We start from the raw sequence: 25,746 nt of genomic DNA, 5'->3' as shown, positions 1-25,746 counted from the left end.
AACAAAAACCCGCTTCGGCGGGTTTTTGCTTTCTGCATTCTCTGCCGGTTCTTACATACAAAATTGTTTATATACTTCATCACAGATCGACATCCGTAATTGAAAAATACTCCCGGGGTTCTTCCCTGACAGATAATTAAGGATTGTGAGATGAAAAAGATTTTCCGCATCGCGCTGATGACGGCAGCCCTGACGGGCGTGATGGGTGTGGCGCAGGCGGCAGAGGTCGCCACCGCGCCCGCGCCGACGCAGGATCCGATCGTACAGCAGCTGAAACTCAGCAGTGAGCAGACCACGAAAATCAAGGCTCTGCACCAGCAGCTGGAAGATAACGTCGCTAAGATCTCAACCGACAACGTGAAAAATGGCACTCTGATTAACGTCATCCAGTCAGGCAAGTGGGATGAAAAAGCGGTCAAAGATCAGCTGGCGGCGTTCAGCCGTATTGAAGAGCAGGCGCGTTACTACCGCGTGAAATATTACTTCGATGTGAGCCAGGTGCTGACTCCTGAACAGCGCGCCGAGGTCCGCTCGCAAATCGCTCAGGCGATGACCCAATAAGCGACTCGCCCCTGACAGGAGAGCATCAACCCGCGCCTGTCGCGGGTTTTTTATTTCTTGAAGTGCATCACAATGAGAAAATAGCCTCTCTTCTCATTTTATAAAGAGTATTTTTTTCTCTGAATCGGCAAAATCCACATTAATGTTGTGACTTTTTTCTCTTCCTCTCCCGGTATGATTTTTCCATTCAAATAACAAACACCTGCACCTCTCTGAATCATTATCGCTGATGAGCAGATACCCATAAAAATAACTGTCTACCCTACAAAATAAGCGAGAGCCTAATGGATACGGCGACAAACAGCAGCGTGATTGTGAACGACTCCCCGGCGGCAAGACGGGCAGGAATGAGTGAAAGTGAATGGCAGGAAGCGATTAAATTCGACAGTACCGATACCGGTTGGGTCATCATGAGTATCGGGATGGCCATTGGCGCGGGCATTGTTTTTCTCCCGGTGCAGGTTGGCCTGATGGGACTGTGGGTTTTTCTGCTGTCCTCGATTATCGGTTATCCGGCCATGTACCTGTTTCAGCGGTTATTTATTAACACCCTGGCGGAATCACCGGAGTGCAAAGACTACCCGAGCGTGATTAGCGGCTATTTAGGCAAAAACTGGGGCATCTTATTAGGAGCGCTCTATTTCGTGATGCTGGTTATCTGGATGTTCGTTTACTCCACGGCGATCACCAATGACAGTGCATCCTATCTGCATACCTTCGGCGTGACCAACGGCCTGCTGTCAGAGAACCCGCTCTATGGTTTGTTTCTGATCTGTATTCTGGTGGCAATCTCCTCGCGCGGCGAAAAGCTCTTGTTTAAAGTTTCCAGCCTGATGGTGCTTACCAAATTGCTGGTGGTGGCTGCGTTAGGATTATCGATGATCGGCATGTGGCATCTGTATAACGTCGGGACGTTACCGCCGGTGGGGCTGTTGATTAAAAACGCCATTATTACACTGCCCTTTACCTTAACCTCCATTCTGTTTATTCAGACGCTCAGCCCGATGGTGATCTCCTACCGCTCACGTTCGAAATCGATTGAAGTGGCGCGGCATAAAGCCCTGCGGGCGATGAATATCGCGTTTGGCATTCTGTTTGTGACCGTCTTTTTCTACGCGGTTTCTTTTACCCTTGCGATGGGGCATGACGAAGCGGTTAAGGCCTATGAGCAAAATATCTCTGCCCTGGCGATTGCCGCGCAGTTTATCAGCGGTGACGGCGCGGGTTGGGTCAAAATCGTCAGCGTGGTGCTGAATATCTTCGCAGTCATGACGGCATTCTTTGGTGTCTATCTCGGCTTTCGTGAAGCCACTCAGGGCATCGTCATGAACATCCTGCGTCGCAAATTGCCAGCGGAAAAAATCAATGAACGTACCGTACAGCGCGGCATTATGCTCTTCGCCATTCTGCTTGCCTGGAGCGCCATCGTATTAAACGCGCCGGTGCTGAGCTTCACCTCTATCTGCAGCCCCATTTTCGGCATGGTGGGCTGCTTAATTCCGGCGTGGCTGGTCTACAAGGTCCCTGCGCTGCACAAATACAAAGGCGTGTCGCTGGTGATCATTATCATTACCGGGCTGCTGCTTTGTGTTTCTCCTTTCCTCGCATTTTCGTGAGGCGCAATGAAGGTCGTAACGATGTCTGAGCAAATGAATCCTTTGTGGAACCTGTTTATTCACGCGGTGCAGGAAGAGGTAAAACCTGCGCTGGGATGTACGGAGCCTGTTTCGCTGGCGCTGGCCTGTGCTATAGCGGCTAAGCAGTTGAGTGGTGAAATTACACAAATAGAAGCGTGGGTTTCACCGAATTTAATGAAAAATGGACTGGGTGTGACGGTGCCAGGCACCGGAATGGTGGGGCTACCGATTGCTGCCGCGCTGGGGGCTATCGGTGGCAATGCCCAGGGCGGGCTGGAGGTGTTAAAAGATGCCTCCGCAGAGGCCGTCGCCCGAGCGAAAGCGTTACTTAAGGCTGGAAAGGTGCAGGTGAAGTTGCAGGATCCCTGTGACGAGATCCTCTATTCCCGTGCACGTGTTTATGCCGGGGATAAATCGGCAAGCGTCACCATTGCAGGCGGTCATACCCGGGTTGTGCAGATTGATTGTCAGGGTAAAACCTGTTTCAGGCTCGATGAGCAACCGCAGGGGTGTACCGACGATCCGCTGGCGATGCTTTCGCGCGCCACGCTGTCGCAGATCCTCGAGTTTATTGAGCATGTGCCGTTCCCGGCGATCCGTTTTATTCTGCAGGCGGCGCGTCTGAACGATGCGTTATCCCGGGAAGGATTATCCGGCAAATGGGGGTTACATATCGGCGCGACCTTGCATAAACAGCAGGCGACCGGTTTTTTTGCCCGGGATCTTGGCTCGGAAATTGTGATCCGCACCAGTGCCGCGTCGGATGCCCGCATGGGCGGTGCGACGCTGCCCGCCATGAGCAATTCCGGATCGGGTAATCAGGGGATTACTGCCACCATGCCGGTAGTGGTGGTCGCTGAGCATGTTCAGGCTGATGACGAAAAACTGGCGCGGGCGCTGATGCTTTCGCACCTGTCGGCGATTTATATCCACTATCAGCTTCCTCGGCTGTCGGCACTGTGTGCGGCAACCACGGCAGCCATGGGGGCAGCGGCAGGTATGGCATGGCTACTGGATGGCCGTTATAACGCTATCGCGATGGCGATAAGCAGTATGATTGGTGATGTCAGCGGGATGATCTGTGATGGTGCGTCTAACAGCTGTGCGATGAAGGTCTCGACCAGCGTAAGCTGCGCCTGGAAGTCGGTGATGATGGCGCTCGATGACTCTGCTGTTACCGGCAACGAAGGGATTGTGGCGCATGATGTCGAACAGTCTATCGCCAATCTCTGCTCACTGGCATGCCGCTCAATGCAGGCGACCGACCAGCAGATTATCGAAATAATGGCGCAAAAGGTGTCCTGAAATAATGCCCCTCTCTCCTTGCGGAGCGAGGGGCCGTCTTACACCGGCAAATCAATCAGCAGCGCCCGCAGGGGCGTATCGGCCACCAGGGTGATATTCGCCTCGTCGCGGATAAACGCCCCATCTCCGCAGGTCAGCGCTTCCCGCTCTTCGGCTGGCGTTAACGCATGAACCGTGCCATGAATGGACTGCAGATAGGCGCGCGGGCCGTGCAGCTGGAAGCTCAGGCGCTCCCCTTTATTCAGCTCGATATGATGCACCCACACCTGCTGGCGTAACTGCAGGCTGCCTGCGCTGCCGTCGGGCGAGGCCAGCAGCTGCTGCTTCCCTTCCAGCAGATCGATCTTCTGGAGCGGCGGGTTTTCACGCTCCGGGCAGGCATCCAGCCACAGCTGCATCCGCGTCAGCGTCTTATCTTTGCTGAGGTTGTGCTCGCTATAGCTAATGCCTGGCTGAGTGGCTATCAGCAATGCTTCACCGGCTTTCGCCTGGACATGGTTGCCCTCGCTGTCGCGATACTCTGCTTCGCCTTCAAGAATCAGGTTCAGGATATCCACTTTTGGATAGGTACGCGGCTGGAACGAGGCCCCGGGTGCGAGTACCTCCTGATTCAGTACGCGCAAAGAGGCATAGCCCAGCAGCTTCGGGTCAAAGTAGTGTCCAAAGGAAAAGGTGTAGCGGGCCTGCAGCCAACCGAAATCGGCTTGTCCGCACTGTTTGGCTGTTCTTGTCGTAATCATAAAACTTGACCTCTCTTTACACTAAAACAATGGTAAAGGTATGGACGCTGCATTGTTAGCCAGATATTCTGCCCGGTATGTTCAAATTTACTGAATGAGAACGCCATGGCTAAAGAGAGAGCATTGACCCTTGAAGCACTGCGGGTGATGGACGCGATCGATCGACGCGGTAGCTTCGCCGCAGCAGCGGATGAACTGGGGCGCGTGCCATCTGCCCTGAGCTATACCATGCAGAAGCTGGAAGAAGAGCTGGATGTGGTGCTGTTTGACCGCTCCGGTCACCGAACAAAATTCACCAACGTCGGGCGAATGCTGCTGGAGCGCGGTCGCGTACTGCTGGAAGCGGCGGATAAACTGACCACCGATGCCGAAGCCCTGGCCCGCGGCTGGGAAACGCACCTGACGCTTGTCACCGAGGCCCTGGTGCCCACCACTGCGCTCTACCCGCTGGTGGATCGCCTGGCGGATAAAGCCAATACCCAGCTGTCGATTATCACCGAGGTACTCGCCGGGGCGTGGGAGCGTCTGGAGCAGGGACGGGCCGATATCGTCATCGCCCCGGACATGCACTTCCGCTCTTCGTCCGAAATCAACTCCCGCAAGCTCTATAAAGTGTTGAACGTCTACGTCGCAGCACCGGATCATCCGATCCACCAGGAGCCGGAGCCGCTCTCCGAAGTGACCCGCGTGAAGTACCGCGGCGTGGCGGTGGCGGATACTGCCCGCGAGCGCCCGGTATTAACTGTCCAGCTGCTCGATAAACAGCCGCGTCTCACCGTCAGTACCCTGGAAGATAAGCGTCAGGCGCTGCTGGCCGGGCTGGGCGTGGCCACCATGCCGTATCCCTTTGTGGAAAAAGATATTGCCGAAGGACGGCTGCGGGTCGTCAGCCCGGAGTACACCAGTGAAGTGGATATCATAATGGCGTGGCGACGTGACAGCATGGGCGAAGCCAAATCCTGGTGTCTGCGCGAGATCCAGAAGCTGTTTACCCAGAAGTAATCTGAAGGCCCGGCAGGCGCAGCGCCGCCGGGCAATCCATCAGTTGTTTAGCAGCGGATCCGGCCCAAAACGGTTTTCGCCTACCGTTCCGCGCTGGCAGTTGAAGATCAAAATAATTATCCAGCCGAGCACCGGGATCAGTACCAGCAGCAGCCACCATGCCGACCTGTCGGTATCGTGCAGTCGGCGAAACAGTACCGCCCACCCCGGCAGAAACACCAGCAGGCCATATACCGTGGTGAGAATGCCCTCGCCGCCAGCCCGCTCCCAGCCCAGCATTTTGTCAATGAGGCCCAGGACGCAGATCAGAATGAAGTTCACCAGAATAAACATCCAGTATTCTTTGCGCCGGGCGCGCCCTTTAAACCCAATATAATTTCGCAGTACTTTTAGATACCAGTCCATTTGTTGTGGCCTCAGTAGCAATTAATCACTTGTTTTCTAAGGGTGCAAATAAAGCATAGACGGGAATAAAAGAGGGGTAAAGGGCGCCAGAAAAGCGCCCCTGAGGCTTAGTCGAAGCGAGCGTCGCGGCCGTGCGGTTCAGTCAGATCCTGCCACGGGCCGATGGAAATAATGCCCGTCGGATTAATGGTTTTGTGGCTGCGGTAATAGTGGTTACGGATATGGTCAAAATCGACCGTCTCCGCAATTCCCGGCATCTGATAGATGTCGCGCAGGAAACCGTACAGATTGAGGTAATCGCTGATCCGGCGTTTGTCGCATTTAAAGTGGGTCACGTAAACCGGGTCGAAGCGAACCAGAGTGGTCCACAGGCGAATATCGGCTTCGGTCAGCTGGTTACCGGTCAGATAGCGGTGCTGACCCAGGATTTGCTCCAGACGCTCCAGTGACGCAAAGACGTTATTCACGGCTTCGTCATAGGCTTCCTGGCTGGTGGCAAACCCGGCCTTATAGACGCCGTTATTGACGTTGTCGTAGATCCAGCTATTCAGGTCATCAATTTTATCGCGCAGCGCCGGCGGATAAAAATCGCCCGCCCGGGCGCCGTGAGCATCAAACGCGGTGTTCAGCATGCGGATGATCTCCGCCGATTCATTGCTGACAATGGTCTGATTTTTCTTGTCCCACAGTACCGGAACGGTTACCCGGCCGGTGTAGTGCGGGTCGGCGCGCAGGTAAAGCTGATAGAGAAAATCGTGGTGATAGAGTGAATCGCCGGTGGCCGCCGGGAAATCGCTGCCGAAGGTCCAGCCATTTTCCAGCATCAACGGATGCACCACCGAGACGGGGATCAGCGTCTCCAGCCCCTTCAGGGCGCGGACGATCAGCGTGCGGTGTGCCCACGGGCAGGCAAGCGAGACATAGAGATGGTAACGATCTTTCTCTGCCGCAAAGCCGCCTTCGCCGCTCGGGCCAGGCGCGCCGTCCGCGGTAAGCCAGTTACGGAAGGCCGAAACGGAGCGCTTAAAACGCCCTCCGGTGGATTTGGTGTCATACCAGGTATCCTGCCAGACGCCGTCTACGAGTTGTCCCATCTTTTCCTCCTTAGATAGCAAAAGCGAGGAGATATCTCCTCGCTTTTTGATTCAGTATAGCGTGCTTACCACTTCTTATTCAGAACGCGGTCGATGCTGTATGCACCCGGGCCGGTGATGGCCAGCAGCAGGAAACCGCCTGCGATGGTCAGGTTTTTCATGAACATCAGGGAGTTCACGCCTTCCGCAAAGTTGCTGTGGAACAGGAACGCCGTCAGCAGGGTGAAGCCTGCGGTAAACAGTGCCGTAGTGCGGGTCAGGAAACCGAACAGGATCGCCAGACCACCCCCAAACTCAAGCAGAATGGTCAGCGGCAGCAGGAACCCCGGAACGCCCATCGCTTCCATATACTGTTGCGTACCGGCGTAGCCACCGATTTTGCCCCAGCCTGCGGTAATAAACAGGATTGGCATCAGGATACGCGCAACCAGTACACCAACATCTTCTAATTTTTTCATCTTACTCTCCAGGGAACCACTAGGGCTGTAAATACAATTTAGTGTGCAAAATCGGGCGGATGCCGCGGTCTCGCTGTCGATGGAGAGAATCATAAACGGGGTTAATGGGGATTGTTAGCAAGGAAAACTGTCAATCTTTTTCAAAGATATTGAGCAAGGCGGGACGGCACAAAAAAGTAAAGCGCCAGAAGGCGCTTTACCGGGTGAGGCAGAGGACAACGTCAGCGTGCGTCGGATTTGCGTAACTGCTGCTGATTAATCGTCGATTTCACCAGCTTCCAGGCACTCCAGATACCGAAACCGCGGCGCGCCCAGCGGATCAGCATGTTCGGATGTCGGACTGCCCGCACCGCCATAATGCTGCTCGCCACCAGCGCCCAGGCACGGAGGCTCAGGAAGGTATTCCAGCCACGGTCGTAAGCGTGGGTCGCTCCCAGCCAGTCGCGGCTGCCTGCTGACAGATCAATCCGCTGCTGCTGGATCTGGCTTAGCAAAAATGCCTTCTCTCGCTGACGTTCTGATCTGCTTCTGCTCACTTTTTCTCATCCTCCAGCAATGACCGGTCGTTAGCCAGTTCCTTACGGGTATGGTGCAACAGGGTCGAGTGGCGCACCTTGCGCATCGTCCATATTCCACCTATCAGAGCGGCGAGCAGCAGTACCACGGTTGTGCCAATCATCACATTGAGGCGGTATTGCGGATCGACTGCCCAAATAATTAATACCATAAGGCTCATCAGGCCAAACGCGGCGAAGAGCATGGTCAACCCCAACATCAGTAGCAGCTGGAAGATGTTTGCTTTCTCTTCTTCCAGTTCAACCACTGCCAGACGGATACGCGTCTCCGCGATGCCGACGAGAGTGGTTAAAATCCGCTGTCCGATACCGAGGACGTTTTTTGCGGGCCCTTGTGGTTGACGTGAATCTTCCATAATTAACGTCGCGTAAGGAGCATGCCGATGACGACGCCAACCGCAGCACCGAGACCTACCCCGGCCCACGGATTTTCACGTACGTACTCATCGGCGCGCGCAGCGGCTTCACGGGTCTGTTTCGCCAGCACATCGCTGGTTTCGCCCAGACGGTAACGGCTCTCATGCAGGGCCTGCTCCGCTTTATTGCGCAGTTTACTCAGCTCTTCTTTCGACTTACTGCTCGAGGAGCTCAGCACCTCTTCCAGGGTATCCGCCAGGGACTTCAGTTCAGCGCGTAAATGGTCTGACGTAGTATCTTTTGACATGATTCTCTCCTGTTAAGATGTCCATTAAATCAGTAATCGCGAGACTCCAGCGCTTTCAGCTCGTTCTGCGCCTCCAGCAGCTTATGCTCACGTTTTGTAATCTTGTCCGCATCGCCTTTCTCTTTTGCCTCCGCCAGATCTTGGCGGCGTTCAGCAATCTCCTCTTTCTGATCGGCAATTTTGCGCTGATGATCGGCACGCAGCTTGCTGTCTGAACAGTTAGCTTTAACTTCGCTAAGGGACTTCTGCAGCCCGTTGATTCGACTCTGATTGTTATGCTTTTCAGCGTAGCTGATCTCGCGTTGAATGTCCTTTTCCTTCTCCTGACACAGAGAAGACGCGAATGATGCTGCGCTTAAAGAAAAAAGGGCGAGGCCCAGGGCGATGCGGTAATTCATTATGAAAACCTTCCATTGTTTTTCGACATAACCTGCGGGAATGTCGATTTCCAGAGTTGTGCGGAGTACGAGTGGGAGGTGCTCCGCGTACTTAAGCATAGTAAGTAAACGGTGATATCACCAAAGTGAGTGAAAAGATTCAGAATAGTGGAAATTTAGCCTAACAGGCGCGAGGTATCACGCAGACGCGTCAGCCAGGCGGACGCCTGATTACCCTCATCCTGTTGGGCAATGATATAACCGTGCGGCAGGCTTCGGTCGAGCACCTTCTTCGCTGCGGCGCTCTGCACGCTGGAGTCGAAGGTAATCAGCAGCACGTCATTCTGTGGGGTAATGCTCTTGAACTGAATGCCGTTCGCATCCAGATGGTGCCAGATGGAGAAGCCATCTGGCATGCTGGTGCCCTGATTAACGGAGCGGATCGCCAGCGTTGATTCCTGCTTTTGCAGCGCCGTCCAGGCCAGCAGCAAGGCGCTGAACATCATCAGCGCAACCATGGCGTAAGAGAGACGGCGCAGTGACGGTGTTGAATTGCTCATTGCTTTAACCCTGACTTCCATGTTTTTTCTTCCACAACACCACCAGCGAACCAATCAGGCCAAACACCAGCAGCACGACGGGCAGCAGCATCAGGCAGGACATCAGCTGATCTTCGTACTTCAGGAATACCGGGGTCTTACCGAGCAGGTAGCCGAGGGTAGTCAGGATCAGCACCCATAGCAGGCCGCTCATCCAGTTAAAGAACTGAAAACGGGTGCTGCTGAGGCCGGAGAGCCCGGCAATCGTTGGCAGAAGGGTACGGACAAAGGCGATGAAGCGGCCCACCAGCAGCGCGGAGAGCCCGTGCTTATGGAACAGATGGTGCGCTCGCTGATGATAGTGTGCCGGGAGATGGGAAAGCCAGTTTTGCACGATGCGCGTATTGCCGAGCCATCGCCCCTGGATATAGCTCAACCAGCAGCCGAGGCTGGCGGCAATGGTTAGCAGCAGCACGGTTTGCGGGAACTGCATTGCCCCTTTTGCACAGAGCACGCCCACCAGCACCAGCAGACTATCGCCGGGCAGGAAAGCGGCAGGCAGCAGACCGTTTTCAAGAAACAGGATCATAAACAGGACAAAATAGAGCATGCCAATCATGGAAGGATTGGCCAGCGTTTCGAAATCCTGAGCCCATAAGGCGTTCAGTAGTTGGGTCAAAAGTTCCATTCAGTGTTCCTGAAAATCGGTTAACGGCACACCTGTCAACCGGGTCAAACAGCACGGCGACATTTTTTATAATTTCATTATGGTCGCTCGCGGACACAATGTGTGGCCAGAACTGTTCCCTGTTAAGTGGCAAAGTAAGCAAGCACTAACTAACAAGCTAAACGGCTAAATGCATCTAATTGTAACAAAGCCTGAAGGGATCCGTCACAGTATTTGCATCATTCCCGGATTGATTTTGGCTTAACCCAGGCAGGGGACGCGAGGTCTTTTACAAACGCTGACACTCTAAAGGTTTGCTTACCCACCGGGGCCGGAAGGCGCAGCGAAGCGCCTGTCGGTAGAAAAAGGGGCTTATTTCGCGTGGCTAACGGCGGTATCGAGGTGAACCACCGGATTCTCGGCAAAAAGATAGCGGTCGGCGTTGAATTCGAAGTCGTCGCTGGTTTCATTGAACAGCATCTGTTTGGTGTTCTCGAGATGCTGCCACATCGCCAGTTTTGCCGCATGCGGGTCTTTACGGATCAGGGCCTTGAGGATCTGGTCATGATCGTCGCACCAGTTATCCACGGTACGGGAATCGATGTGATCGTGCAGTTTTTTCCAGTACGGGTTATGAACGCGCTGAGTCCACATTTTTTCGACAATTGCCGCCAGGGCGGTATTTTGCGTGGCGAGGGCCACCTGGACGTGGAACTGCAGATCCCATTCGGAGTCGCGGAAGCATTTTTCTTTACGCGCGTTATCCTGGATCTCCATCAGCTTCATGATGTCCTGCTTGGTCACCTGCGTCGCCGCGAACTCGGCGATATTGCTTTCGATAAGCTGACGGGCCTGGAGCAGCTCAAAGGGGCCGTAGTTGGCAAACTCCAGATTTTCGTCCGGGGCCGGGGAGTGTTTTGCCTGACTGGAGATGACATGAATGCCTGAACCCTTACGCACTTCAACATAGCCTTCAACTTCCAGCATGATGATGGCTTCACGAACCACGGTGCGGCTTACGCTCTTCTCATCAGCAATAAAACGCTCGGCAGGTAATTTGTCACCTACCAGATACACGCCTTGCTCGATACGAGCTTTCAGCTCGGCAGCAAGTTGCTGATAAAGACGACGGGGTTCGTTGATTTCCATATGCGCTCCAGGCAGGGTATGGCTAATGATTTGTTATACCACTTTTACCCGTTTGTCTCCAGATTTGACCCGCAAAAAAGCCGCTCAGGAGCGGCCTTTATATGCCCGGCGGCGCGGGCCTCCGGGTTCTGTAGGCCGGGTAAGCGCAGCGCCACCCGGCATTACACTAACTCTGCGTTGCCGGCCTTCCAACAGACTCTTGCTGCAACTCATCCGCAGATTTGTTTTTCAGCACCGTCCAGATAAGCACCGCACCCATCAGGTCGAACACCGCCAGGACCGCGAACAGCGGGCTGAAGCCGATGGTGTCAGCCAGCGCACCTACCACCAGGGCAAACATGGTGCTGGCAGTCCAGGCAGCCATCCCGGTCAGGCCGTTGGCAGTCGCCACTTCGTTACGACCAAAGACGTCAGAAGAGAGCGTAATCAGCGCACCGGACAGAGACTGGTGAGCAAAACCACCGATACACAGCAGACCAATTGCCACGTATGGGCTGGTGAACAGGCCGATCATACCCGGGCCAATCATCAGCAGGGCGCCCATGGTCACCACCATTTTACGGGAGACGATCAGGTTCACGCCAAACCAGCGCTGGAACAGCGGTGGCAGATAGCCGCCGACGATACAGCCGAGGTCAGCAAACAGCATTGGCATCCAGGCGAACATGGCGATCTCTTTCAGGTTAAAGCCGTAGACTTTAAACATGAACAGCGGGATCCAGGCGTTGAAGGTACCCCAGGCCGGTTCTGCCAGGAAGCGCGGCAGGGCGATACCCCAGAACTGACGGGTGCCGAGGATCTGCAGAACAGACATCTTCTTGCCGTTGTTGGTCTGGTGCTGAGACTCCTGGCCGCCGATGATGTAGTCGCGTTCTTCTTCAGAAAGCTTCTTCTGATCGCGCGGGTGTTTGTAGAAGATCAGCCAGGACATTGCCCAGGCGAAGCTCAGCACGCCGGAGAGAATAAACGCAAGCTGCCAGCTGTGCATCACGATAGCCCACACCACCAGCGGCGGAGCAATCATTGCGCCGATAGAGGAACCCACGTTGAAGTAGCCCACCGCAATGGAACGCTCTTTCGCCGGGAACCACTCGGACGCCGCTTTCAGACCCGCAGGGATCATCGCCGCTTCCGCCGCACCGACTGCGCCGCGGGCCAGCGCCAGGCCGCCCCAGCTGCCTGCCAGCGCGGTTGCGCCGCAGAAGATAGCCCAGGTGACGGCGAAGACCGCGTAGCCGACCTTGGTACCCAGAATATCCAGCACGTAGCCTGCTACCGGCTGCATGATGGTATAAGCCGCGGAGTAGGCCGCGATAATATAAGAATATTGTTGCGTGGAGATGTGCAGCTCTTCCATCAGCGTCGGTGCAGCCGCCGCTATGGTGTTACGCGTCAGGTAGCCCAGCACGGTGCCGAGCGTCACCAGTGCGATCATGTACCAACGTAACCCTTTAATTTTACGCATGTAAAACCTCATCGTTATGTTATTGCCGCACCGGAGTACGGGCATCCCTACGCCAGGCGTGAGATGTTTATCAACGGGAGGGTGTTACCGGGATGACTCCCGGAACGACCCGAACCTTGCCATAAGTAAACGTGCATAAGTCGGTATCCTTACCGCTGAGTCCGATGCCTGTGGCACCGGTAACGCATTCCGTCGGCTTATAATTTGCGACGGCGAAAAGATAACTTGTCATACAACTTTAAAAGGTGAGTGACATCACAAAAGTGTCAATCTTTGTAAGGACAATGTCTCCGCTCTGTCAGGCCAGAGCTGGCGCGGGGTTTAGCGGTATTTACCACTTTGGATGTAGATTATTTGTCGACGTTTATTGATCTAACTCACGAAAAAATCATCGGCCTCTGGAAATTGGTGTGATAACTTTGCAGCATCTGAACATTACTTTTCTGACGCACTCGTAGGCTCGTAAGAGGAAGACGATAATGACCCCGTTTATGACTGAAGATTTTCTGTTAGATACCGAATTTGCCCGCCGTCTGTATCATGATTACGCAAAAGACCAGCCGATTTTCGACTACCACTGCCACCTTCCGCCGCAGCAGGTTGCCGAAAATTACCGTTTCAAAAACCTGTATGACATCTGGCTGAAAGGTGACCACTACAAGTGGCGTGCTATGCGCACTAACGGGGTGGCGGAACGCCTCTGTACCGGCAATGCCTCCGATCGTGAAAAATTCGACGCCTGGGCCGCAACCGTGCCGCACACCATCGGTAACCCGCTGTACCACTGGACCCATCTGGAGCTGCGCCGTCCGTTTGGCATTACCGGCAAGCTGCTCTCTCCGGCTACCGCCGATGAGATCTGGAACGAATGCAACGAACTGCTGGCGCAGGACAAATTCTCTGCCCGCGGCATCATGAAGCAGATGAACGTCAAGATGGTCGGCACCACCGACGATCCGATCGACTCGCTGGAACATCACGCTGTTGTCGCGAAAGACAGCTCGTTTGACGTTAAAGTGCTGCCAAGCTGGCGCCCGGACAAAGCCTTCAACATTGAGCAGGCGACCTTTGCTGACTACATGGCGAAGCTGAGTGAAGTCTCTGATACCGAGATCCGCCGTTTCGGCGATCTGCAGACCGCGCTGGCGAAGCGTCTGGATCACTTTGCGGCTCACGGCTGTAAAGTGTCTGACCATGCTCTGGACGTGGTGCTGTTTGCCGACGCCAACGAAGCCGAGCTGGACAGCATTCTGGCGCGTCGTCTGGCCGGTGAAAGCCTGAACGAACACGAAGTGGCGCAGTTCAAAACTGCGGTACTGGTCTGGCTGGCGGCAGAATATGCCCGTCGCGGCTGGGTGCAGCAGTACCACATCGGCGCGCTGCGCAATAACAACCTGCGCCAGTTCAAACTGCTGGGCGCTGACGTCGGTTTTGACTCCATTAACGACCGTCCGCTGGCGGAAGAGCTGTCGAAACTGCTGAGCAAACAGAACGAAGAGAATCTGCTGCCGAAAACTATCCTCTACTGCCTGAATCCGCGTGATAACGAGGTGCTGGGCACCATGATCGGCAACTTCCAGGGCGAAGGGATGCCAGGCAAGATGCAGTTTGGTTCCGGCTGGTGGTTCAACGACCAGAAAGACGGCATGGAGCGTCAGATGACCCAGCTGGCGCAGCTCGGCCTGCTGAGCCGCTTTGTCGGGATGCTGACCGACAGCCGCAGCTTCCTTTCTTATACTCGCCATGAATATTTCCGCCGCATTTTGTGCCAGATGATTGGCCGCTGGGTGGCAGCGGGCGAAGCCCCGGCCGATATCCAGCTGCTGGGCGAAATGGTGAGAAACATCTGCTTTAACAATGCGCGCGACTACTTCGCTATTGAACTGAACTAAGGCCTTCTGAGGGTTGATATGCAATACATCAAGATCCATTCGCTGGATAACGTAGCGGTCGCGCTGGCCGACCTGAGCGAAGGTCTGGACGTGACGTTTGAAAACCAGACCGTCACGCTGCGCCAGGACGTGGCGCGCGGGCACAAGTTCGCCCTGCAACCCATTGCCAAAGGGGAGAACGTCGTTAAATACGGTCTGCCTATCGGCCATGCGCTGGCGGATATCGCGGCGGGTGAATTCATTCACTCCCACAATACGCGCACCAATCTGAGCGATCTGGATGAGTACAGCTATCAACCTGAGTTACAGGCTGAGGCCAGCCAGGCGGCGGATCGTGACGTTCAGATCTACCGCCGCGCCAGCGGGGAGGTGGGGATCCGCAATGAACTGTGGATCCTGCCGACCGTCGGCTGCGTCAACGGCATCGCCCGTCAGATCCAGAGCCGGTTCCTGAAAGAGACCGGGCAGGCAGAAGGGACTGACGGCGTTCATCTGTTCAGCCACACCTACGGCTGTTCCCAGCTGGGCGACGACCACGTCAACACCCGCACCATGCTGCAAAACATGGTGCGCCACCCGAACGCCGGGGCGGTGCTGGTGATCGGCCTTGGCTGCGAGAACAACCAGGTCGATGCCTTCCGCGAAACGCTGGGGGATTTCGATCCGGCACGCGTGCACTTTATGGTCTGTCAGCATCAGGATGACGAAGTGGAAGCCGGGCTGGAGCATCTGCATCAGCTGTATGAGGTGATGCGTCACGACAAACGTGAAGCGGGCAAGCTGAGCGAGCTGAAGTTTGGTCTGGAGTGCGGCGGCTCGGACGGCCTGTCCGGCATTACCGCCAACCCGATGCTGGGTCAGTTCTCCGACTACGTCATCAGCAACGGCGGCACCACCGTGCTGACCGAAGTGCCGGAGATGTTCGGCGCGGAGCGCATTTTGATGAGCCACTGCCGCGACGAAGCGACCTTTGAAAAGACCGTTACCATGGTCAACGACTTCAAGCAGTACTTTATCGCCCACAACCAGCCGATTTACGAGAATCCATCCCCGGGTAACAAAGCGGGCGGGATCACGACGCTCGAGGAGAAATCCCTCGGCTGCACCCAGAAAGCGGGCGCCAGCCAGGTGGTGGATGTCCTGCGCTACGGCGAGCGGCTGCAAACTCACGGGCTGAACCTGTTAAGCGCGCCGGGCAATGACGCCGTGGCCACCAGCGCCCTGGCGGGTGCGGGCTGCCATATGGTGCTGTTCAGCACCGGTCGCGGTACGCCGTACGGCGGTTTTGTGCCGACGGTAAAAATTGCCACCAACAGCGAGCTGGCGGCGAAGAAAAAGCACTGGATCGATTTTGACGCCGGTCAGCTGATCCACGGCAAAGCGATGCCGCAGCTGTTAACGGAGTTTGTGGATGTGATTGTTGATATCGCTAACGGCAAGCAGACCTGCAACGAGAAAAACGACTTCCGCGAGCTGGCGATCTTTAAGAGTGGTGTAACGCTGTAAGTGTGTTTGCCGGGCGGTACTGCGTTTGCCCGGCCTACGAGAGTAAAAGGCCCGGTCACTGACCGGACCTTTTTTATTAGCTGCGCAGCGCGTTTTTCGCCAGACGCGCGTCTTCAGCCTGACAGGCCGCGGCGGTAAACAGCACGTCAGTCGAGGAGTTCAGCGCCGTTTCGCAGGAGTCCTGCAGCACGCCAATGATAAAGCCGACCGCTACGACCTGCATGGCCACTTCATTCGGGATACCGAACATATTACAGGCCAGCGGGATCAGCAGCAGCGAACCGCCCGCCACACCCGATGCGCCGCAGGCGCACAGCGATGCCACGACGCTCAACAGCAGCGCGGTTGGCAGATCCACCGGAACGCCCAGGGTATGTACAGCCGCTAAGGTCAGCACGGTGATGGTGATCGCCGCACCCGCCATATTGACGGTCGCACCCAGCGGGATGGAGACGGAGTAGGTGTCACGATCCAGGTTCAGCTTCTCGGCCAGGGCCATGTTCACCGGAATGTTTGCCGCAGAGCTGCGCGTAAAGAAGGCGTAGACGCCGCTTTCACGCAGGCACGTCAGCACCAGCGGATATGGGTTACGGCGGATCTGCCAGAACACCAGCAGCGGGTTGATCACCAGCGCCACCAGCAGCATGCAACCAACCAGCACGAACAACAGCTGGGCGTAGCCCCACAGGGTTTCAAACCCGGTGGTGGCCAGGGTGGAGGAGACCAGGCCGAAGATACCGATCGGCGCAAAGCGGATCACCACTTTCACCATAAAGGTCACCGCGTTGGACATGTCGTTAACCAGGTTTTTGGTGGTGTCGTTACCGTGGCGCAGGGCAAAGCCCAGCCCGACGGCCCACACCAGAATGCCGATATAGTTGGCATTCAGCAGAGCATCAATCGGGTTAGAGACCATGCTCATCAGCAGGCCGCGAAGCACCTCGACAATGCCGGATGGCGGGGTGATATCTCCCGCGGCAGTGGTAAGTTGCAGCGTGGACGGGAACAGGAAGCTAAACACCACCGCCGTCAGGGCAGCAGAGAAAGTACCCAGCAGATAGAGGAACAGAATCGGACGAATGTTGGTTTTCTGGCCGTGCTGGTGGTTGGCAATGGAGGCCATCACCAGCATCAGCACCAGCACCGGTGCGACGGCTTTTAACGCGCCAACGAACAGGGTGCCGAGCAGGCCGGTGGCAATAGCGGCCGGTTTAGAAACCAGTGCCAGTAAAATACCCAGCACCAGGCCTATCAGTATTTGTTTGACGAGGCTGCCCTGCGTCAGACGCGCGAGCAGGCCAGTAGATTGTGTGGTCATGGAAAATTCCTTCAGTGAAATTGCGTTCCGTCCCGGAGGTGCTCTCAGGCACTTATCATCCCGGTTAGAGGTGTGTGGTTTGCAAGATTGAGTATATTGAAAGCGCAATGCGAGGGAAGCGTAAAATGCTGGGTTTTACGTGCTGCGTCATATTTTTTAACTGTATATTTACATTTTTGTCGGGTGGCGCTGCGCTTACCCGGTCTACAAACCGTAGGCCCGGCAAGCGTCGCGCCGCCGGGCATCAAACCGCACAAACCCTTACTGGATCTGCCGCTTCTTATCGTTCTGGTGGTTCACCCAGGCGTTGATAAGCAGGGTCAGGACCAGGATACCAAACACCACGCCCAGCGAGATGGCGATCGGGATGTGGTAGAAATCGACAATCATCATCTTGATACCGATAAACACCAGGATCACCGACAGGCCGTACTTCAGCATTGTGAAGCGCTCCGCTACGCCCGCCAGCAGGAAGTACATGGCACGCAGGCCGAGGATGGCAAAGAGGTTCGACGTCAGCACGATGAACGGGTCAGTGGTCACCGCGAAGATCGCCGGAATGCTGTCGACCGCGAAAATCACGTCGCTCAGCTCCACCATGATCAGCACCAGCAGCAGCGGGGTAGCGAACAGCAGCCCGTTCTTGCGCACGAAGAAGTGCTCGTTCTCGATGGTGTCGGTCATGCGCAGGTGGCCGCGGATCCAGCGCACCAGCGGCTTCTCGCCAATACCGGTTTCGTCTTCCTTCGCCAGCGCCATCTTCACACCGGTAAACAGCAGGAACGCGCCGAAGATATAGAGCAGCCATTCGAACTGCGAGATCAGCCAGCTGCCGGCGAAGATCATGATGGTACGCAGGACGATCGCGCCCAGCACGCCATACACCAGCACCCGACGCTGCAGGGCAGCCGGTACGGCAAAGTAGCTGAACAGCATCAGCCAGACGAAGACGTTATCCACTGCCAGGGCTTTTTCAATCAGATAGCCCGTCAGGAACGCCAGCGCCTGGGGATCGGCCACCGCGCGGCCCTGAGTGATAGAGAGATACCACCAGAAGGCGGCACAGAAGAGCAGGGAGAGGGTGACCCACACCAGCGACCAGGCGGCCGCCTGTTTCATGGTCATGCCATGTGCGCCGCGACGCCCCTGTAAAAAGAGATCGATCGCCAGCATGATCAGGACCACGACTGCGAATCCGCCCCACATCAGCGGAGTACCGACAGTATTCATAAAATTTTCCTTCCTGTACGAGCCTACCCCACAAGGCTATTTTGCTTGCCATTTTGAACCTGGGCAGTGCTCGCAATCCTCACGTACTACGTGTACGTTCCGGTTGCTGCGCGCTGTCCGTGTTCAAACTGTCTGCGCCAATTACGCCTTCTGGGGTAGGCTCTAAAAAACAAAAACGGCTATGGTCAGAAGACGATAGCCGTTGCGTTTTTTATGCATAGACCTCGCCTTCCGGCAAGGTCTCACTTACAACAAGAAAGGAATACGTTAATCGCATTCCTTTTTCGTTGCCCGGCGACCGGATGCGGGATTAAACGCATCGTAATGACGATCCACCGGCCAGGAAGTTACTCCCCTTTGCAGGTAACAAAATATGTCAGGCCATTGATTTCGTCAATGGCCTGCGCGAATTCATTACACAGCTTTACGCGGTAACTTCTGCATTCAGGCCATCCGCCGGGAACACCACCCCCGTCTGACGACGGATCTCGGTCTGTAGCTTCGCCGTGGTACGGCTCACCGCCAGGCCCGGATGGTTCACTTCCTGGGTTTCGACCAGACGCGCAAACACCTCTGCCTCATACAGCATAGTGTTGATATGTTGAGGCTGCGTCAGCTCCTGCGCCTTGCCGCCGCGCGGCACGTAGCTCAGCTTCTGGCACTCGGAGATCTTCTCGACCACCAGCGAGCCGTTTTCGCCCTGAATCTCGCTCGGCAGCACCGAGTCGCTCACCTTGGAGTGCTGCAGCGTGACGCTGAAATCACCGTAGTCCAGCACCACCAGACCGTGGGCATCAACACCGCTCTCCAGCAGGCTGGCGGTTGCCTGCACCCGGTGCGGCTCGCCCCACAGCGCCACCGCCGAGGCCAGGCAGTAGAAGCCGATGTCCATAATCGAGCCGTTGGAAAACGCCGGATTAAAGGTGTTCGGGTTCTCGCCGTCGAGATAGCGCTGATAGCGCGACGAGTACTGGCAATAGTTAATAAAGGCTTTGCGTACGCGGCCCACTTTCGACAGGGACTGCTGTAGCAGCAGGAAATTCGGCAGGCTGGCGGTTTTAAACGCTTCGAACAGCACCACCTGGTTTTCCCGCGCAAGCGCAATGGCGGCTTCCACTTCCTCTATATTGGAGGCCAGCGGCTTCTCGCAAATCACATGTTTTTTGTGGCTGAGGAACAGCGTCGTCTGCGGGAAATGCAGTGAATTCGGGCTGGCAATATAGACCGCGTCAATGGCATCGCTTTGCGCCATCGCCTCCAGAGAGGTAAACAGATGCTCGACGAGATAGTCGTTAGCAAAGGCCTGAGCCTGTTCAAGGCTGCGGGAATAGACTGCGGTGAGCTTATATTTGCCGGTCTCATGGGCGGCATCGACGAACTGGCGAGTGATCCAGTTCGTCCCAATGACTGCGAAACGTATCATAAACGTTCACGAACTCCGTAGCTGGGAACCTTTAGCCACTGTAGCACGTCAGAATGACAAAACGAGTGCGCTAATCCGCATTACTATTTAACGATAAATGCGTAAGCCACAAACGGGTATCAAACTCCAGCTGGTGATACTGCGGTTCCATATGGCAGCACAGGGAGTAGAACGCTTTGTCGTGCTCTTTCTCTTTCAGGTGCGCCAGCTCATGCACCACAATCATGCGCAAAAAGGCTTCCGGTGCGTTGCGGAACACGGTCGCCACGCGGATCTCGGCTTTGGCCTTCAGCTTGCCGCCCTGCACGCGGGAGATGGCGGTGTGCAGACCCAGGGCGTTCTTCAGCACGTGGATCTTGTTGTCGTACATCACCTTATTGATCGGCGGGGCGCTCTTCAGATATCGGTTTTTCAGATCCTGCGTATACTGCCAGAGGGCTTTATCGGTGGCGAAATCGTGGGTCCCCGGGTAGCGTTTTTCCAGCACCGCGCCCAGCTTCTGCTCGGCAATCAGGCTGCGAACCTGAGAAAGTAAATGCTCCGGGTAGCCCTGGAGATAAGTCAGTTGGTTCATCAAAGCCCCAAAATAATTTGAAAACGGGTATACTCACGCACCCTTTTCAGGGATAACGCCGAAATTTTACCATTCAGGAGGGCCGATGAGCCACTTAGACAACGGTTTCCGTTCACTCGACTTAAAACGTTTCCCGGAAACGGACGACGTTAACCCGCTTCAGGCGTGGGAAGCGGCGGATGAATATCTGCTGCAACAGTTGGATGAGACAGAAATTAGCGGCCCGGTTCTGATCCTGAATGATGCTTTCGGCGCATTGGGTTGTGCGCTGGTCGAACATACACCGTACAGCATCGGTGATTCCTATCTGAGCGAGCTGGCGACGCGCGAGAACCTGCGCCACAACGAGCTCGATGAAGGCAGCGTGAAGTTCCTCGACAGCACCGCAGAGTATCCGCAGGCGCCGGGCGTGGTGCTGATTAAGATCCCGAAAACCATGGCTTTGCTGGAGCAGCAGCTGCGTGCCCTGCGTAAGGTTGTGACGCCAGAGACGCGCATTATTGCGGGTGCCAAGGCGCGTGATATCCACACCTCCACCATCGAACTGTTCGAGAAAGTGCTGGGTCCAACCACCACCACGCTGGCGTGGAAAAAAGCCCGCCTGATCAACTGCACTTTCAGTGCTCCGCAACTTGCCGACGCGCCAGAAACCCTGAGCTGGAAGCTGGAAGGCACCGACTGGACTATCCACAACCACGCCAACGTCTTTTCACGTACCGGGCTGGATATCGGCGCGCGCTTCTTTATTGAACATCTGCCGGAGAACCTGGAGGGGGAGATCGTTGACCTCGGCTGCGGTAATGGGGTGATCGGTCTGACGCTGCTGGCGAAGAATCCGGAGGCCAGCGTGGTCTTCAGCGACGAGTCGCCGATGGCGGTGGCCTCCAGCCGTCTGAACGTGGAAACCAACATGCCGGAAGCGCTGGATCGCTGCGAGTTTATGATCAACAACGCGCTGTCGGGCGTGGAGCCGTTCCGCTTTAACGCGGTGCTGTGTAACCCGCCATTCCACCAGAAGCATGCCCTGACGGATAACGTCGCCTGGGAGATGTTCCACCACGCGCGTCGCTGCCTGAAAATTAACGGTGAGCTCTATATCGTGGCTAACCGCCATCTGGATTACTTCCACAAGCTGAAGAAGATTTTCGGCAACTGCACCACCGTAGCCACCAACAACAAGTTCGTGGTGTTGAAGGCGGTTAAGACGGGTCGCCGTCGTTAAGATTGTTATGCCGGGCGGCGCTGCGCTTGCACCGGCCTACGGTTTTGTAGGCCCGGTAAGCGCAGCGCCACCGGGCATCAGACCACACACAATGTAGGCCGGGCAAGCGAAGCGCCGCCCGGCAATGCCGTTAGATCTCCAGCGCTAATTTCGTCCCCTGGGCAATCGCCCGCCGGGCATCCAGCTCCATCGCCACGTCGCACCCGCCAATCAGATGCACCGTTTTACCTGCTTCGCGCAGCGGATCCGCCAGATCGCGCTTCGGCTCCTGACCGGCACACAAAATCACATGATCGACGCGCAAGAGCTGCGGTTCACCGCCGATCAGTACGTGAAGTCCTTCGTCGTCGATCTTCTGATAACTGACCCCCGGGATCATCTTCACACCGCGCGAGAGCAGGGTGGTGCGATGGATCCAGCCGGTGGTTTTCCCCAGTCCTTCGCCCGGTTTGCTGGCCTTACGCTGGAGCATCACGATCTGACGCGCGCTTTTCGGCTGCTGCGGCCCCTCCGGACGCAGGCCGCCCACCTGATTCAGGCTGGTATCGATACCCCACTCCTCGCAGAATTCCGCAATATTCTGGCTGGTGGGCTCGCCTGCCTGGCTCAGGTACATGGCGGTATCAAAGCCGATCCCGCCGCAGCCGATAATCGCCACCCGATCGCCCACCGGTTTTTTATCGCGCAGCACGTCGAGATAGCTCAGCACCTTCGGATGATCGATGCCCTCGATCGCGGGGGTGCGCGGGGCGATCCCGCTGGCGAGGATCGTTTCGTCAAAGTCGATCAGATCCTGCGCGCTTACCCACTGGTTAAGTCGCAGATCGATCCCGGTGAGGTCGATCATCCGCGCGTAATAGCGCAGGGTCTCGTAAAACTCCTCTTTGCCGGGGATCTGCTTGGCGATATTAAACTGCCCGCCGATTTCAGCAGCGGCATCAAACAGCGTCACGCTGTGCCCGCGCGCCGCGGCATTCACCGCAAACGCCAGCCCCGCCGGACCTGCACCCACCACCGCCAGCCGTTTTTTGTTCACCGCAGGCACCACCGGCATTTTCGTTTCATGGCAGGCGCGCGGGTTGACGAGACAAGAGGTGACCTTGCCGACGAAGATCTGATCCAGACAGGCCTGGTTGCAGCCGATACAGGTATTGATCTCATCCGCACGGCCGCTCTGCGCTTTGGAGAGGATCTCCGCATCGGCGAGGAAAGGCCGCGCCATCGACACCATATCGGCATCGCCTCTGGAGATCACATCCTCCGCCACCCGGGGATCGTTAATGCGGTTGGTGGTCACCAGCGGGATCGACACTTTGCCTTTCAGCCTGCGCGTCACCCAGCTGAACGCCGCGCGCGGCACCGGGGTGGCGATGGTCGGGATCCGCGCCTCATGCCAGCCGATCCCGGTGTTGATGATGGTTGCGCCTGCGGCTTCAATGGCCTGCGCCAGCTGGACGGTTTCCTCAAAGGTGCCGCCGCCCTCCACCAGGTCGAGCATCGACAGGCGGAAGATAATAATAAAGTCGCTCCCGGCGCGTTCCCGCACCGCGCGTACCACTTCGATCGCAAAGCGCATCCGCCGGGCATAGTCCCCGCCCCATTCGTCATCGCGTTGGTTGGTACGCGCGGCGAGGAATTCGTTGATCAGATAGCCTTCGGAGCCCATCACCTCCACGCCGTCGTAACCCGCCTCGCGGGCCAGGGCGGCGCAGCGGGCGAAGTCATCAATCAGGATCAGAATTTCATCATGGCTGAGGGCATGCGGCTTGAAGCGGTTGATTGGGGCCTGGATCGCCGACGGGGCTACCAGGTTCGGCTGATAGCTGTAGCGTCCGGTATGCAGAATTTGCAGGGCGATTTTGCCGCCCTCCTGGTGGACGGCATCGGTAACGATCCGGTGGTGCGGCAGCTGTGCCACATCGTTCAGCACCGCGCCGCCCTCCATCGTGACGCCAGAAAGCGCAGGGGCCACGCCGCCGGTGACGATCAGCGCCACCCCGTGACGGGCACGTTCGGCATAGAAGGCCGCCAGCCGCTCCGCGCCGTCCGGCCGCTCTTCCAGACCGGTATGCATCGAGCCCATCAACACACGGTTTTTGAGCGTGGTGAACCCCAGATCAAGGGGGGCGAACAGCGACGGGTAGTGGCTCATAAACGCTTCCATTGTAAAATTATTGTTATGTGGTCGGATGAGTTACTAATTTAGCCAGCGGCGGGGGAAAGGTAAAAGCGGGATTAAATGATTGTGATGGGATTCAAAGAAAGCCCCCGGTGGCGCTGCGCTGACCGGGGCAACCAAACCGTAGGCCGGGCAAGCGTAGCGCCGCCCGGCGTTTAGCGTGCTGCGCGCACCAGCCCCGGTGCCTGCCACATCGACGTGGTCAGCCCGCTGTCCACCAGCCCCAGCTGGTCGGCGTACACCGCCTGCCATTTCTGCATCATGCCGTCGTACAGTTCCCGGTGCGCCGGGTTCGGCGTAAACTCCCGGCTCCACTTCACCAGCTTCTCGCCCGTGGAGGCCATATCGGCATACAGCCCGGCCCCGGTGCCGGCGGCAATGGCGCACCCCAGCGCGGTCGCCTCTTTCACCTCCGGCACCCGCACCGGCAGGCCGGTAACGTCGCTTAAGATCTGGCTCCACAGCGCCCCTTTCGCGCCGCCGCCGGCAAACACCAGGCCGTCAAAATTTACGCCGGAGAACTGCGATATCTGCGCCAGATTGCAGGCGGAGACAATGGCCGCATTCTCCTCCAGGGCGCGGAACAGGGTGGCCTTATTGCACTTTTCCGGGTCGATGGAGAGGTTAATAAAAGACGGCGCAGCGTGGTACCACTGCTTAAAATGCATGGCGTCGGAGAAGATCGGCATCACCCCGTGGGAGCCTGCCGGCACCCGGCTGGCCATCTCCTCCATCAGAGCGTAAGTGTCCATCCCCATCCGCTCGGCAATCAGCTTCTCTTCGGCGCAGAAGGCGTCGCGGAACCAGCGCATGGTCAGCCCGGTGAAGAAGCTGATCGACTCCGCCTGGGCCATGCCGGGGATCACGTGCGGGTTCACCCGGATGTTCATCTGCGGATCGGTTCGCACCTGCGGCAGGTTGACCACCTGCTGCCAGAAGGTGCCGCCCAACACCGCGGTCTGCCCGGCGCGCACCACCCCCAGCCCCAGACAGCCCAGCTGCACATCGCCGCCGCCCATCACCACCGGCGTGCCTTCCCGCAGGCCGCTCTGCTGCGCAGCCTCTTTGTTGATCGCGCCCAGCAGGGTGCCGGTCTCTTTAACGGGAGAAAGAATGTCGGCACGCAGCCCGGCCATATCCAGCAGCGCCGGTCGCCAGTCGCGGGAGAACAGATCCAACATGCCGGTGGTGCCCGCGTTAGAAGGGTCGACGGCCAGTTCGCCGGAGAGCTTCGCCGCCAGCCAGTCGCTGATCATGGTGATGGTGGCCGCTTTGCGGTAGATGTCCGGGCGATGGTGCGCCAGCCACAGCAGGCGCGGCATGGCGCTCAGGGCCAGGGTCTGGCCGGAGACGTCATACACTTCGGATTCAAAGCGGAAGTCGTGGATCTCTTTCAGCTCGGCCACTTCGCGGCTGGCGCGGGCATCGACGTTGGCACAGGCCCAGATGGCGTCGCCGTTGCGGTCGTAGAGGACGATCCCTTCCCGCATCGAGCAGCAGGCGACGGACTGAATATCCGCCGCGCTCAGGTGCGCCCGCTCAAGCGCCTGGTGGATACACTGGCAGGCCAGCCGCCAGTTGGTGTCGAGGTCGAACTCCATCGAGCCGGGGACGTTCTCCACGCTCAGGTGTTTCCACTCCGCCTGGCCGACAGCTATCTGGTTGCCCTGCAAATCGAAAATAACGGCGCGAACGCTGCCTGTCCCTGCATCTAACGCTAAAAGGTAACTCATGAGCTTGCCTCGTGTCAGGCGCAGGGCGACT

General features: G+C 56.9%; 25 protein-coding genes. 7 read left to right on the top strand and 18 right to left on the bottom strand.

Going from position 1 to position 25,746, the window contains the following annotated elements:
• Positions 1 to 150: 150 nt before the first annotated feature.
• The 3 genes from ES815_RS06895 to ES815_RS06885 all read left to right on the top strand — a co-directional run bounded on the left by ES815_RS06895 (position 151) and on the right by ES815_RS06885 (position 3,503).
• Positions 151 to 561 (top strand): Spy/CpxP family protein refolding chaperone, encoded by a 411-nt coding sequence (locus tag ES815_RS06895; RefSeq protein ID WP_142487211.1) that lies wholly within the window; start codon positions 151 to 153, stop codon positions 559 to 561.
• Between the two features lie 284 nt (positions 562 to 845).
• Complete coding sequence (locus ES815_RS06890; RefSeq protein ID WP_142487210.1) at positions 846 to 2,177, top strand: amino acid permease; 1,332 nt, start codon at positions 846 to 848, stop codon at positions 2,175 to 2,177.
• Between the two features lie 21 nt (positions 2,178 to 2,198).
• Positions 2,199 to 3,503: a serine dehydratase subunit alpha family protein gene (locus tag ES815_RS06885; RefSeq protein ID WP_142487209.1), complete on the top strand. Its 1,305-nt coding sequence runs from the start codon at positions 2,199 to 2,201 to the stop codon at positions 3,501 to 3,503.
• 38 nt (positions 3,504 to 3,541) lie between these two features.
• Here ES815_RS06885 and ES815_RS06880 read toward each other — a convergent pair whose 3' ends face one another.
• A complete protein-coding gene (locus ES815_RS06880) occupies positions 3,542 to 4,243 on the bottom strand; it encodes a pirin family protein (RefSeq protein ID WP_142487208.1) in 702 nt (233 codons plus the stop codon).
• A gap of 105 nt (positions 4,244 to 4,348) precedes the next feature.
• On the opposite strand from ES815_RS06880, the gene ES815_RS06875 reads away from it, so the two are divergent.
• Positions 4,349 to 5,245: a LysR family transcriptional regulator gene (locus ES815_RS06875; RefSeq protein ID WP_106994774.1), complete on the top strand. Its 897-nt coding sequence runs from the start codon at positions 4,349 to 4,351 to the stop codon at positions 5,243 to 5,245.
• A 39-nt stretch (positions 5,246 to 5,284) separates the two neighbouring features.
• On the opposite strand, the gene ES815_RS06870 is transcribed toward ES815_RS06875, so the two are convergent.
• From ES815_RS06870 to ES815_RS06820, 11 genes are all read right to left on the bottom strand, one after another.
• A complete protein-coding gene (locus ES815_RS06870; RefSeq protein WP_142487207.1) occupies positions 5,285 to 5,650 on the bottom strand; it encodes a DUF805 domain-containing protein in 366 nt (121 codons plus the stop codon).
• A 107-nt stretch (positions 5,651 to 5,757) separates the two neighbouring features.
• Entirely contained in the window at positions 5,758 to 6,744 is a 987-nt protein-coding gene (locus tag ES815_RS06865; RefSeq protein WP_142487206.1) for a glutathione S-transferase family protein, read from the bottom strand.
• A gap of 65 nt (positions 6,745 to 6,809) precedes the next feature.
• Positions 6,810 to 7,202 (bottom strand): DoxX family protein, encoded by a 393-nt coding sequence (locus tag ES815_RS06860; protein WP_181247303.1) that lies wholly within the window; start codon positions 7,200 to 7,202, stop codon positions 6,810 to 6,812.
• A gap of 221 nt (positions 7,203 to 7,423) precedes the next feature.
• On the bottom strand, positions 7,424 to 7,738 hold the full coding sequence (locus tag ES815_RS06855) for a YqjK-like family protein (protein ID WP_142487204.1): 315 nt from the start codon (positions 7,736 to 7,738) through the stop codon (positions 7,424 to 7,426).
• Positions 7,735 to 8,133: a phage holin family protein gene (locus ES815_RS06850; RefSeq protein WP_142487203.1), complete on the bottom strand. Its 399-nt coding sequence runs from the start codon at positions 8,131 to 8,133 to the stop codon at positions 7,735 to 7,737. Before ES815_RS06850 ends, ES815_RS06855 begins: the two co-directional genes overlap by 4 nt.
• A 2-nt stretch (positions 8,134 to 8,135) precedes the next feature.
• On the bottom strand, positions 8,136 to 8,441 hold the full coding sequence (locus tag ES815_RS06845; protein ID WP_142487202.1) for a YqjD family protein: 306 nt from the start codon (positions 8,439 to 8,441) through the stop codon (positions 8,136 to 8,138).
• Between the two features lie 29 nt (positions 8,442 to 8,470).
• Positions 8,471 to 8,839, bottom strand: coding sequence for a DUF1090 domain-containing protein (locus ES815_RS06840; protein WP_142487201.1), 369 nt, complete (start codon positions 8,837 to 8,839; stop codon positions 8,471 to 8,473).
• Between the two features lie 155 nt (positions 8,840 to 8,994).
• Positions 8,995 to 9,378, bottom strand: coding sequence for an EnvZ/OmpR regulon moderator MzrA (gene mzrA / locus ES815_RS06835; RefSeq protein WP_142487200.1), 384 nt, complete (start codon positions 9,376 to 9,378; stop codon positions 8,995 to 8,997).
• Between the two features lie 4 nt (positions 9,379 to 9,382).
• A complete protein-coding gene (gene yqjA / locus ES815_RS06830) occupies positions 9,383 to 10,045 on the bottom strand; it encodes a DedA family general envelope maintenance protein YqjA (protein ID WP_059307126.1) in 663 nt (220 codons plus the stop codon).
• A 351-nt stretch (positions 10,046 to 10,396) separates the two neighbouring features.
• Positions 10,397 to 11,173: a transcriptional regulator ExuR gene (exuR, locus tag ES815_RS06825; RefSeq protein ID WP_142487199.1), complete on the bottom strand. Its 777-nt coding sequence runs from the start codon at positions 11,171 to 11,173 to the stop codon at positions 10,397 to 10,399.
• A gap of 166 nt (positions 11,174 to 11,339) precedes the next feature.
• Positions 11,340 to 12,638, bottom strand: coding sequence for an MFS transporter (locus ES815_RS06820; protein WP_142487198.1), 1,299 nt, complete (start codon positions 12,636 to 12,638; stop codon positions 11,340 to 11,342).
• Positions 12,639 to 13,117: 479 nt separating this feature from the next.
• Here ES815_RS06820 and uxaC point away from each other — a divergent pair, with 479 nt between their 5' ends.
• Together uxaC and ES815_RS06810 are read left to right on the top strand one after the other, a co-directional pair.
• A complete protein-coding gene (gene uxaC, locus ES815_RS06815) occupies positions 13,118 to 14,530 on the top strand; it encodes a glucuronate isomerase (RefSeq protein ID WP_142487197.1) in 1,413 nt (470 codons plus the stop codon).
• A gap of 18 nt (positions 14,531 to 14,548) precedes the next feature.
• Positions 14,549 to 16,036 (top strand): UxaA family hydrolase, encoded by a 1,488-nt coding sequence (locus ES815_RS06810; protein ID WP_142487196.1) that lies wholly within the window; start codon positions 14,549 to 14,551, stop codon positions 16,034 to 16,036.
• Between the two features lie 76 nt (positions 16,037 to 16,112).
• Here ES815_RS06810 and sstT read toward each other — a convergent pair whose 3' ends face one another.
• From sstT to ES815_RS06790, 4 genes are all read right to left on the bottom strand, one after another.
• Complete coding sequence (gene sstT, locus ES815_RS06805; RefSeq protein ID WP_142487195.1) at positions 16,113 to 17,354, bottom strand: serine/threonine transporter SstT; 1,242 nt, start codon at positions 17,352 to 17,354, stop codon at positions 16,113 to 16,115.
• Between the two features lie 261 nt (positions 17,355 to 17,615).
• Positions 17,616 to 18,584 carry a TerC family protein gene (locus ES815_RS06800; RefSeq protein ID WP_142487194.1) on the bottom strand — a complete coding sequence of 323 codons (969 nt, stop codon included), beginning with the start codon at positions 18,582 to 18,584 and terminating at the stop codon, positions 17,616 to 17,618.
• 424 nt (positions 18,585 to 19,008) lie between these two features.
• Entirely contained in the window at positions 19,009 to 20,007 is a 999-nt protein-coding gene (locus tag ES815_RS06795; RefSeq protein WP_142487193.1) for a Gfo/Idh/MocA family protein, read from the bottom strand.
• 70 nt (positions 20,008 to 20,077) lie between these two features.
• Positions 20,078 to 20,581, bottom strand: a complete 504-nt coding sequence (locus ES815_RS06790; RefSeq protein WP_142487192.1) for a YgjP-like metallopeptidase domain-containing protein — start codon at positions 20,579 to 20,581, stop codon at positions 20,078 to 20,080.
• A gap of 85 nt (positions 20,582 to 20,666) precedes the next feature.
• Between ES815_RS06790 and rlmG the strand changes: the two genes are divergently transcribed.
• Complete coding sequence (gene rlmG / locus ES815_RS06785; RefSeq protein WP_142487191.1) at positions 20,667 to 21,803, top strand: 23S rRNA (guanine(1835)-N(2))-methyltransferase RlmG; 1,137 nt, start codon at positions 20,667 to 20,669, stop codon at positions 21,801 to 21,803.
• Between the two features lie 130 nt (positions 21,804 to 21,933).
• On the opposite strand, the gene ES815_RS06780 is transcribed toward rlmG, so the two are convergent.
• Together ES815_RS06780 and lsrK are read right to left on the bottom strand one after the other, a co-directional pair.
• The gene (locus tag ES815_RS06780) at positions 21,934 to 23,955 is read right to left on the bottom strand and encodes an NADPH-dependent 2,4-dienoyl-CoA reductase (RefSeq protein WP_142487190.1); all 2,022 of its coding nucleotides are present in this window, start codon (positions 23,953 to 23,955) and stop codon (positions 21,934 to 21,936) included.
• 182 nt (positions 23,956 to 24,137) lie between these two features.
• On the bottom strand, positions 24,138 to 25,715 hold the full coding sequence (lsrK, locus tag ES815_RS06775) for an autoinducer-2 kinase (protein ID WP_142487189.1): 1,578 nt from the start codon (positions 25,713 to 25,715) through the stop codon (positions 24,138 to 24,140).
• Positions 25,716 to 25,746 lie beyond the last annotated feature (31 nt).

This window comes from Leclercia adecarboxylata (assembly GCF_006874705.1).
Taxonomy (GTDB): domain Bacteria; phylum Pseudomonadota; class Gammaproteobacteria; order Enterobacterales; family Enterobacteriaceae; genus Enterobacter; species Enterobacter adecarboxylatus_C.
Note: the sequence above shows the minus strand (reverse complement) of the source record. Positions and strands in the feature narration are given on the sequence as shown.

Excerpts from the sequence above, each read along its gene's own strand:
- mzrA (WP_142487200.1), bottom strand. The coding sequence starts at position 9,378 with ATGAGCAATTCAACACCGTCACTGCGCCGTCTCTCTTACGCCATGGTT.
- uxaC (WP_142487197.1), top strand. The coding sequence starts at position 13,118 with ATGACCCCGTTTATGACTGAAGATTTTCTGTTAGATACCGAATTTGCC.
- ES815_RS06860 (WP_181247303.1), bottom strand. The coding sequence starts at position 7,202 with ATGAAAAAATTAGAAGATGTTGGTGTACTGGTTGCGCGTATCCTGATG.
- ES815_RS06870 (WP_142487207.1), bottom strand. The coding sequence starts at position 5,650 with ATGGACTGGTATCTAAAAGTACTGCGAAATTATATTGGGTTTAAAGGG.
- ES815_RS06880 (WP_142487208.1), bottom strand. The coding sequence starts at position 4,243 with ATGATTACGACAAGAACAGCCAAACAGTGCGGACAAGCCGATTTCGGT.
- ES815_RS06820 (WP_142487198.1), bottom strand. The coding sequence starts at position 12,638 with ATGCGTAAAATTAAAGGGTTACGTTGGTACATGATCGCACTGGTGACG.
- ES815_RS06780 (WP_142487190.1), bottom strand. The coding sequence starts at position 23,955 with ATGAGCCACTACCCGTCGCTGTTCGCCCCCCTTGATCTGGGGTTCACC.
- ES815_RS06840 (WP_142487201.1), bottom strand. The coding sequence starts at position 8,839 with ATGAATTACCGCATCGCCCTGGGCCTCGCCCTTTTTTCTTTAAGCGCA.
- ES815_RS06845 (WP_142487202.1), bottom strand. The coding sequence starts at position 8,441 with ATGTCAAAAGATACTACGTCAGACCATTTACGCGCTGAACTGAAGTCC.
- ES815_RS06795 (WP_142487193.1), bottom strand. The coding sequence starts at position 20,007 with ATGATACGTTTCGCAGTCATTGGGACGAACTGGATCACTCGCCAGTTC.
- ES815_RS06790 (WP_142487192.1), bottom strand. The coding sequence starts at position 20,581 with ATGAACCAACTGACTTATCTCCAGGGCTACCCGGAGCATTTACTTTCT.
- ES815_RS06895 (WP_142487211.1), top strand. The coding sequence starts at position 151 with ATGAAAAAGATTTTCCGCATCGCGCTGATGACGGCAGCCCTGACGGGC.
- ES815_RS06865 (WP_142487206.1), bottom strand. The coding sequence starts at position 6,744 with ATGGGACAACTCGTAGACGGCGTCTGGCAGGATACCTGGTATGACACC.
- ES815_RS06810 (WP_142487196.1), top strand. The coding sequence starts at position 14,549 with ATGCAATACATCAAGATCCATTCGCTGGATAACGTAGCGGTCGCGCTG.
- ES815_RS06885 (WP_142487209.1), top strand. The coding sequence starts at position 2,199 with ATGTCTGAGCAAATGAATCCTTTGTGGAACCTGTTTATTCACGCGGTG.
- lsrK (WP_142487189.1), bottom strand. The coding sequence starts at position 25,715 with ATGAGTTACCTTTTAGCGTTAGATGCAGGGACAGGCAGCGTTCGCGCC.
- ES815_RS06875 (WP_106994774.1), top strand. The coding sequence starts at position 4,349 with ATGGCTAAAGAGAGAGCATTGACCCTTGAAGCACTGCGGGTGATGGAC.
- ES815_RS06850 (WP_142487203.1), bottom strand. The coding sequence starts at position 8,133 with ATGGAAGATTCACGTCAACCACAAGGGCCCGCAAAAAACGTCCTCGGT.
- ES815_RS06890 (WP_142487210.1), top strand. The coding sequence starts at position 846 with ATGGATACGGCGACAAACAGCAGCGTGATTGTGAACGACTCCCCGGCG.
- sstT (WP_142487195.1), bottom strand. The coding sequence starts at position 17,354 with ATGACCACACAATCTACTGGCCTGCTCGCGCGTCTGACGCAGGGCAGC.
- exuR (WP_142487199.1), bottom strand. The coding sequence starts at position 11,173 with ATGGAAATCAACGAACCCCGTCGTCTTTATCAGCAACTTGCTGCCGAG.
- yqjA (WP_059307126.1), bottom strand. The coding sequence starts at position 10,045 with ATGGAACTTTTGACCCAACTACTGAACGCCTTATGGGCTCAGGATTTC.
- rlmG (WP_142487191.1), top strand. The coding sequence starts at position 20,667 with ATGAGCCACTTAGACAACGGTTTCCGTTCACTCGACTTAAAACGTTTC.
- ES815_RS06800 (WP_142487194.1), bottom strand. The coding sequence starts at position 18,584 with ATGAATACTGTCGGTACTCCGCTGATGTGGGGCGGATTCGCAGTCGTG.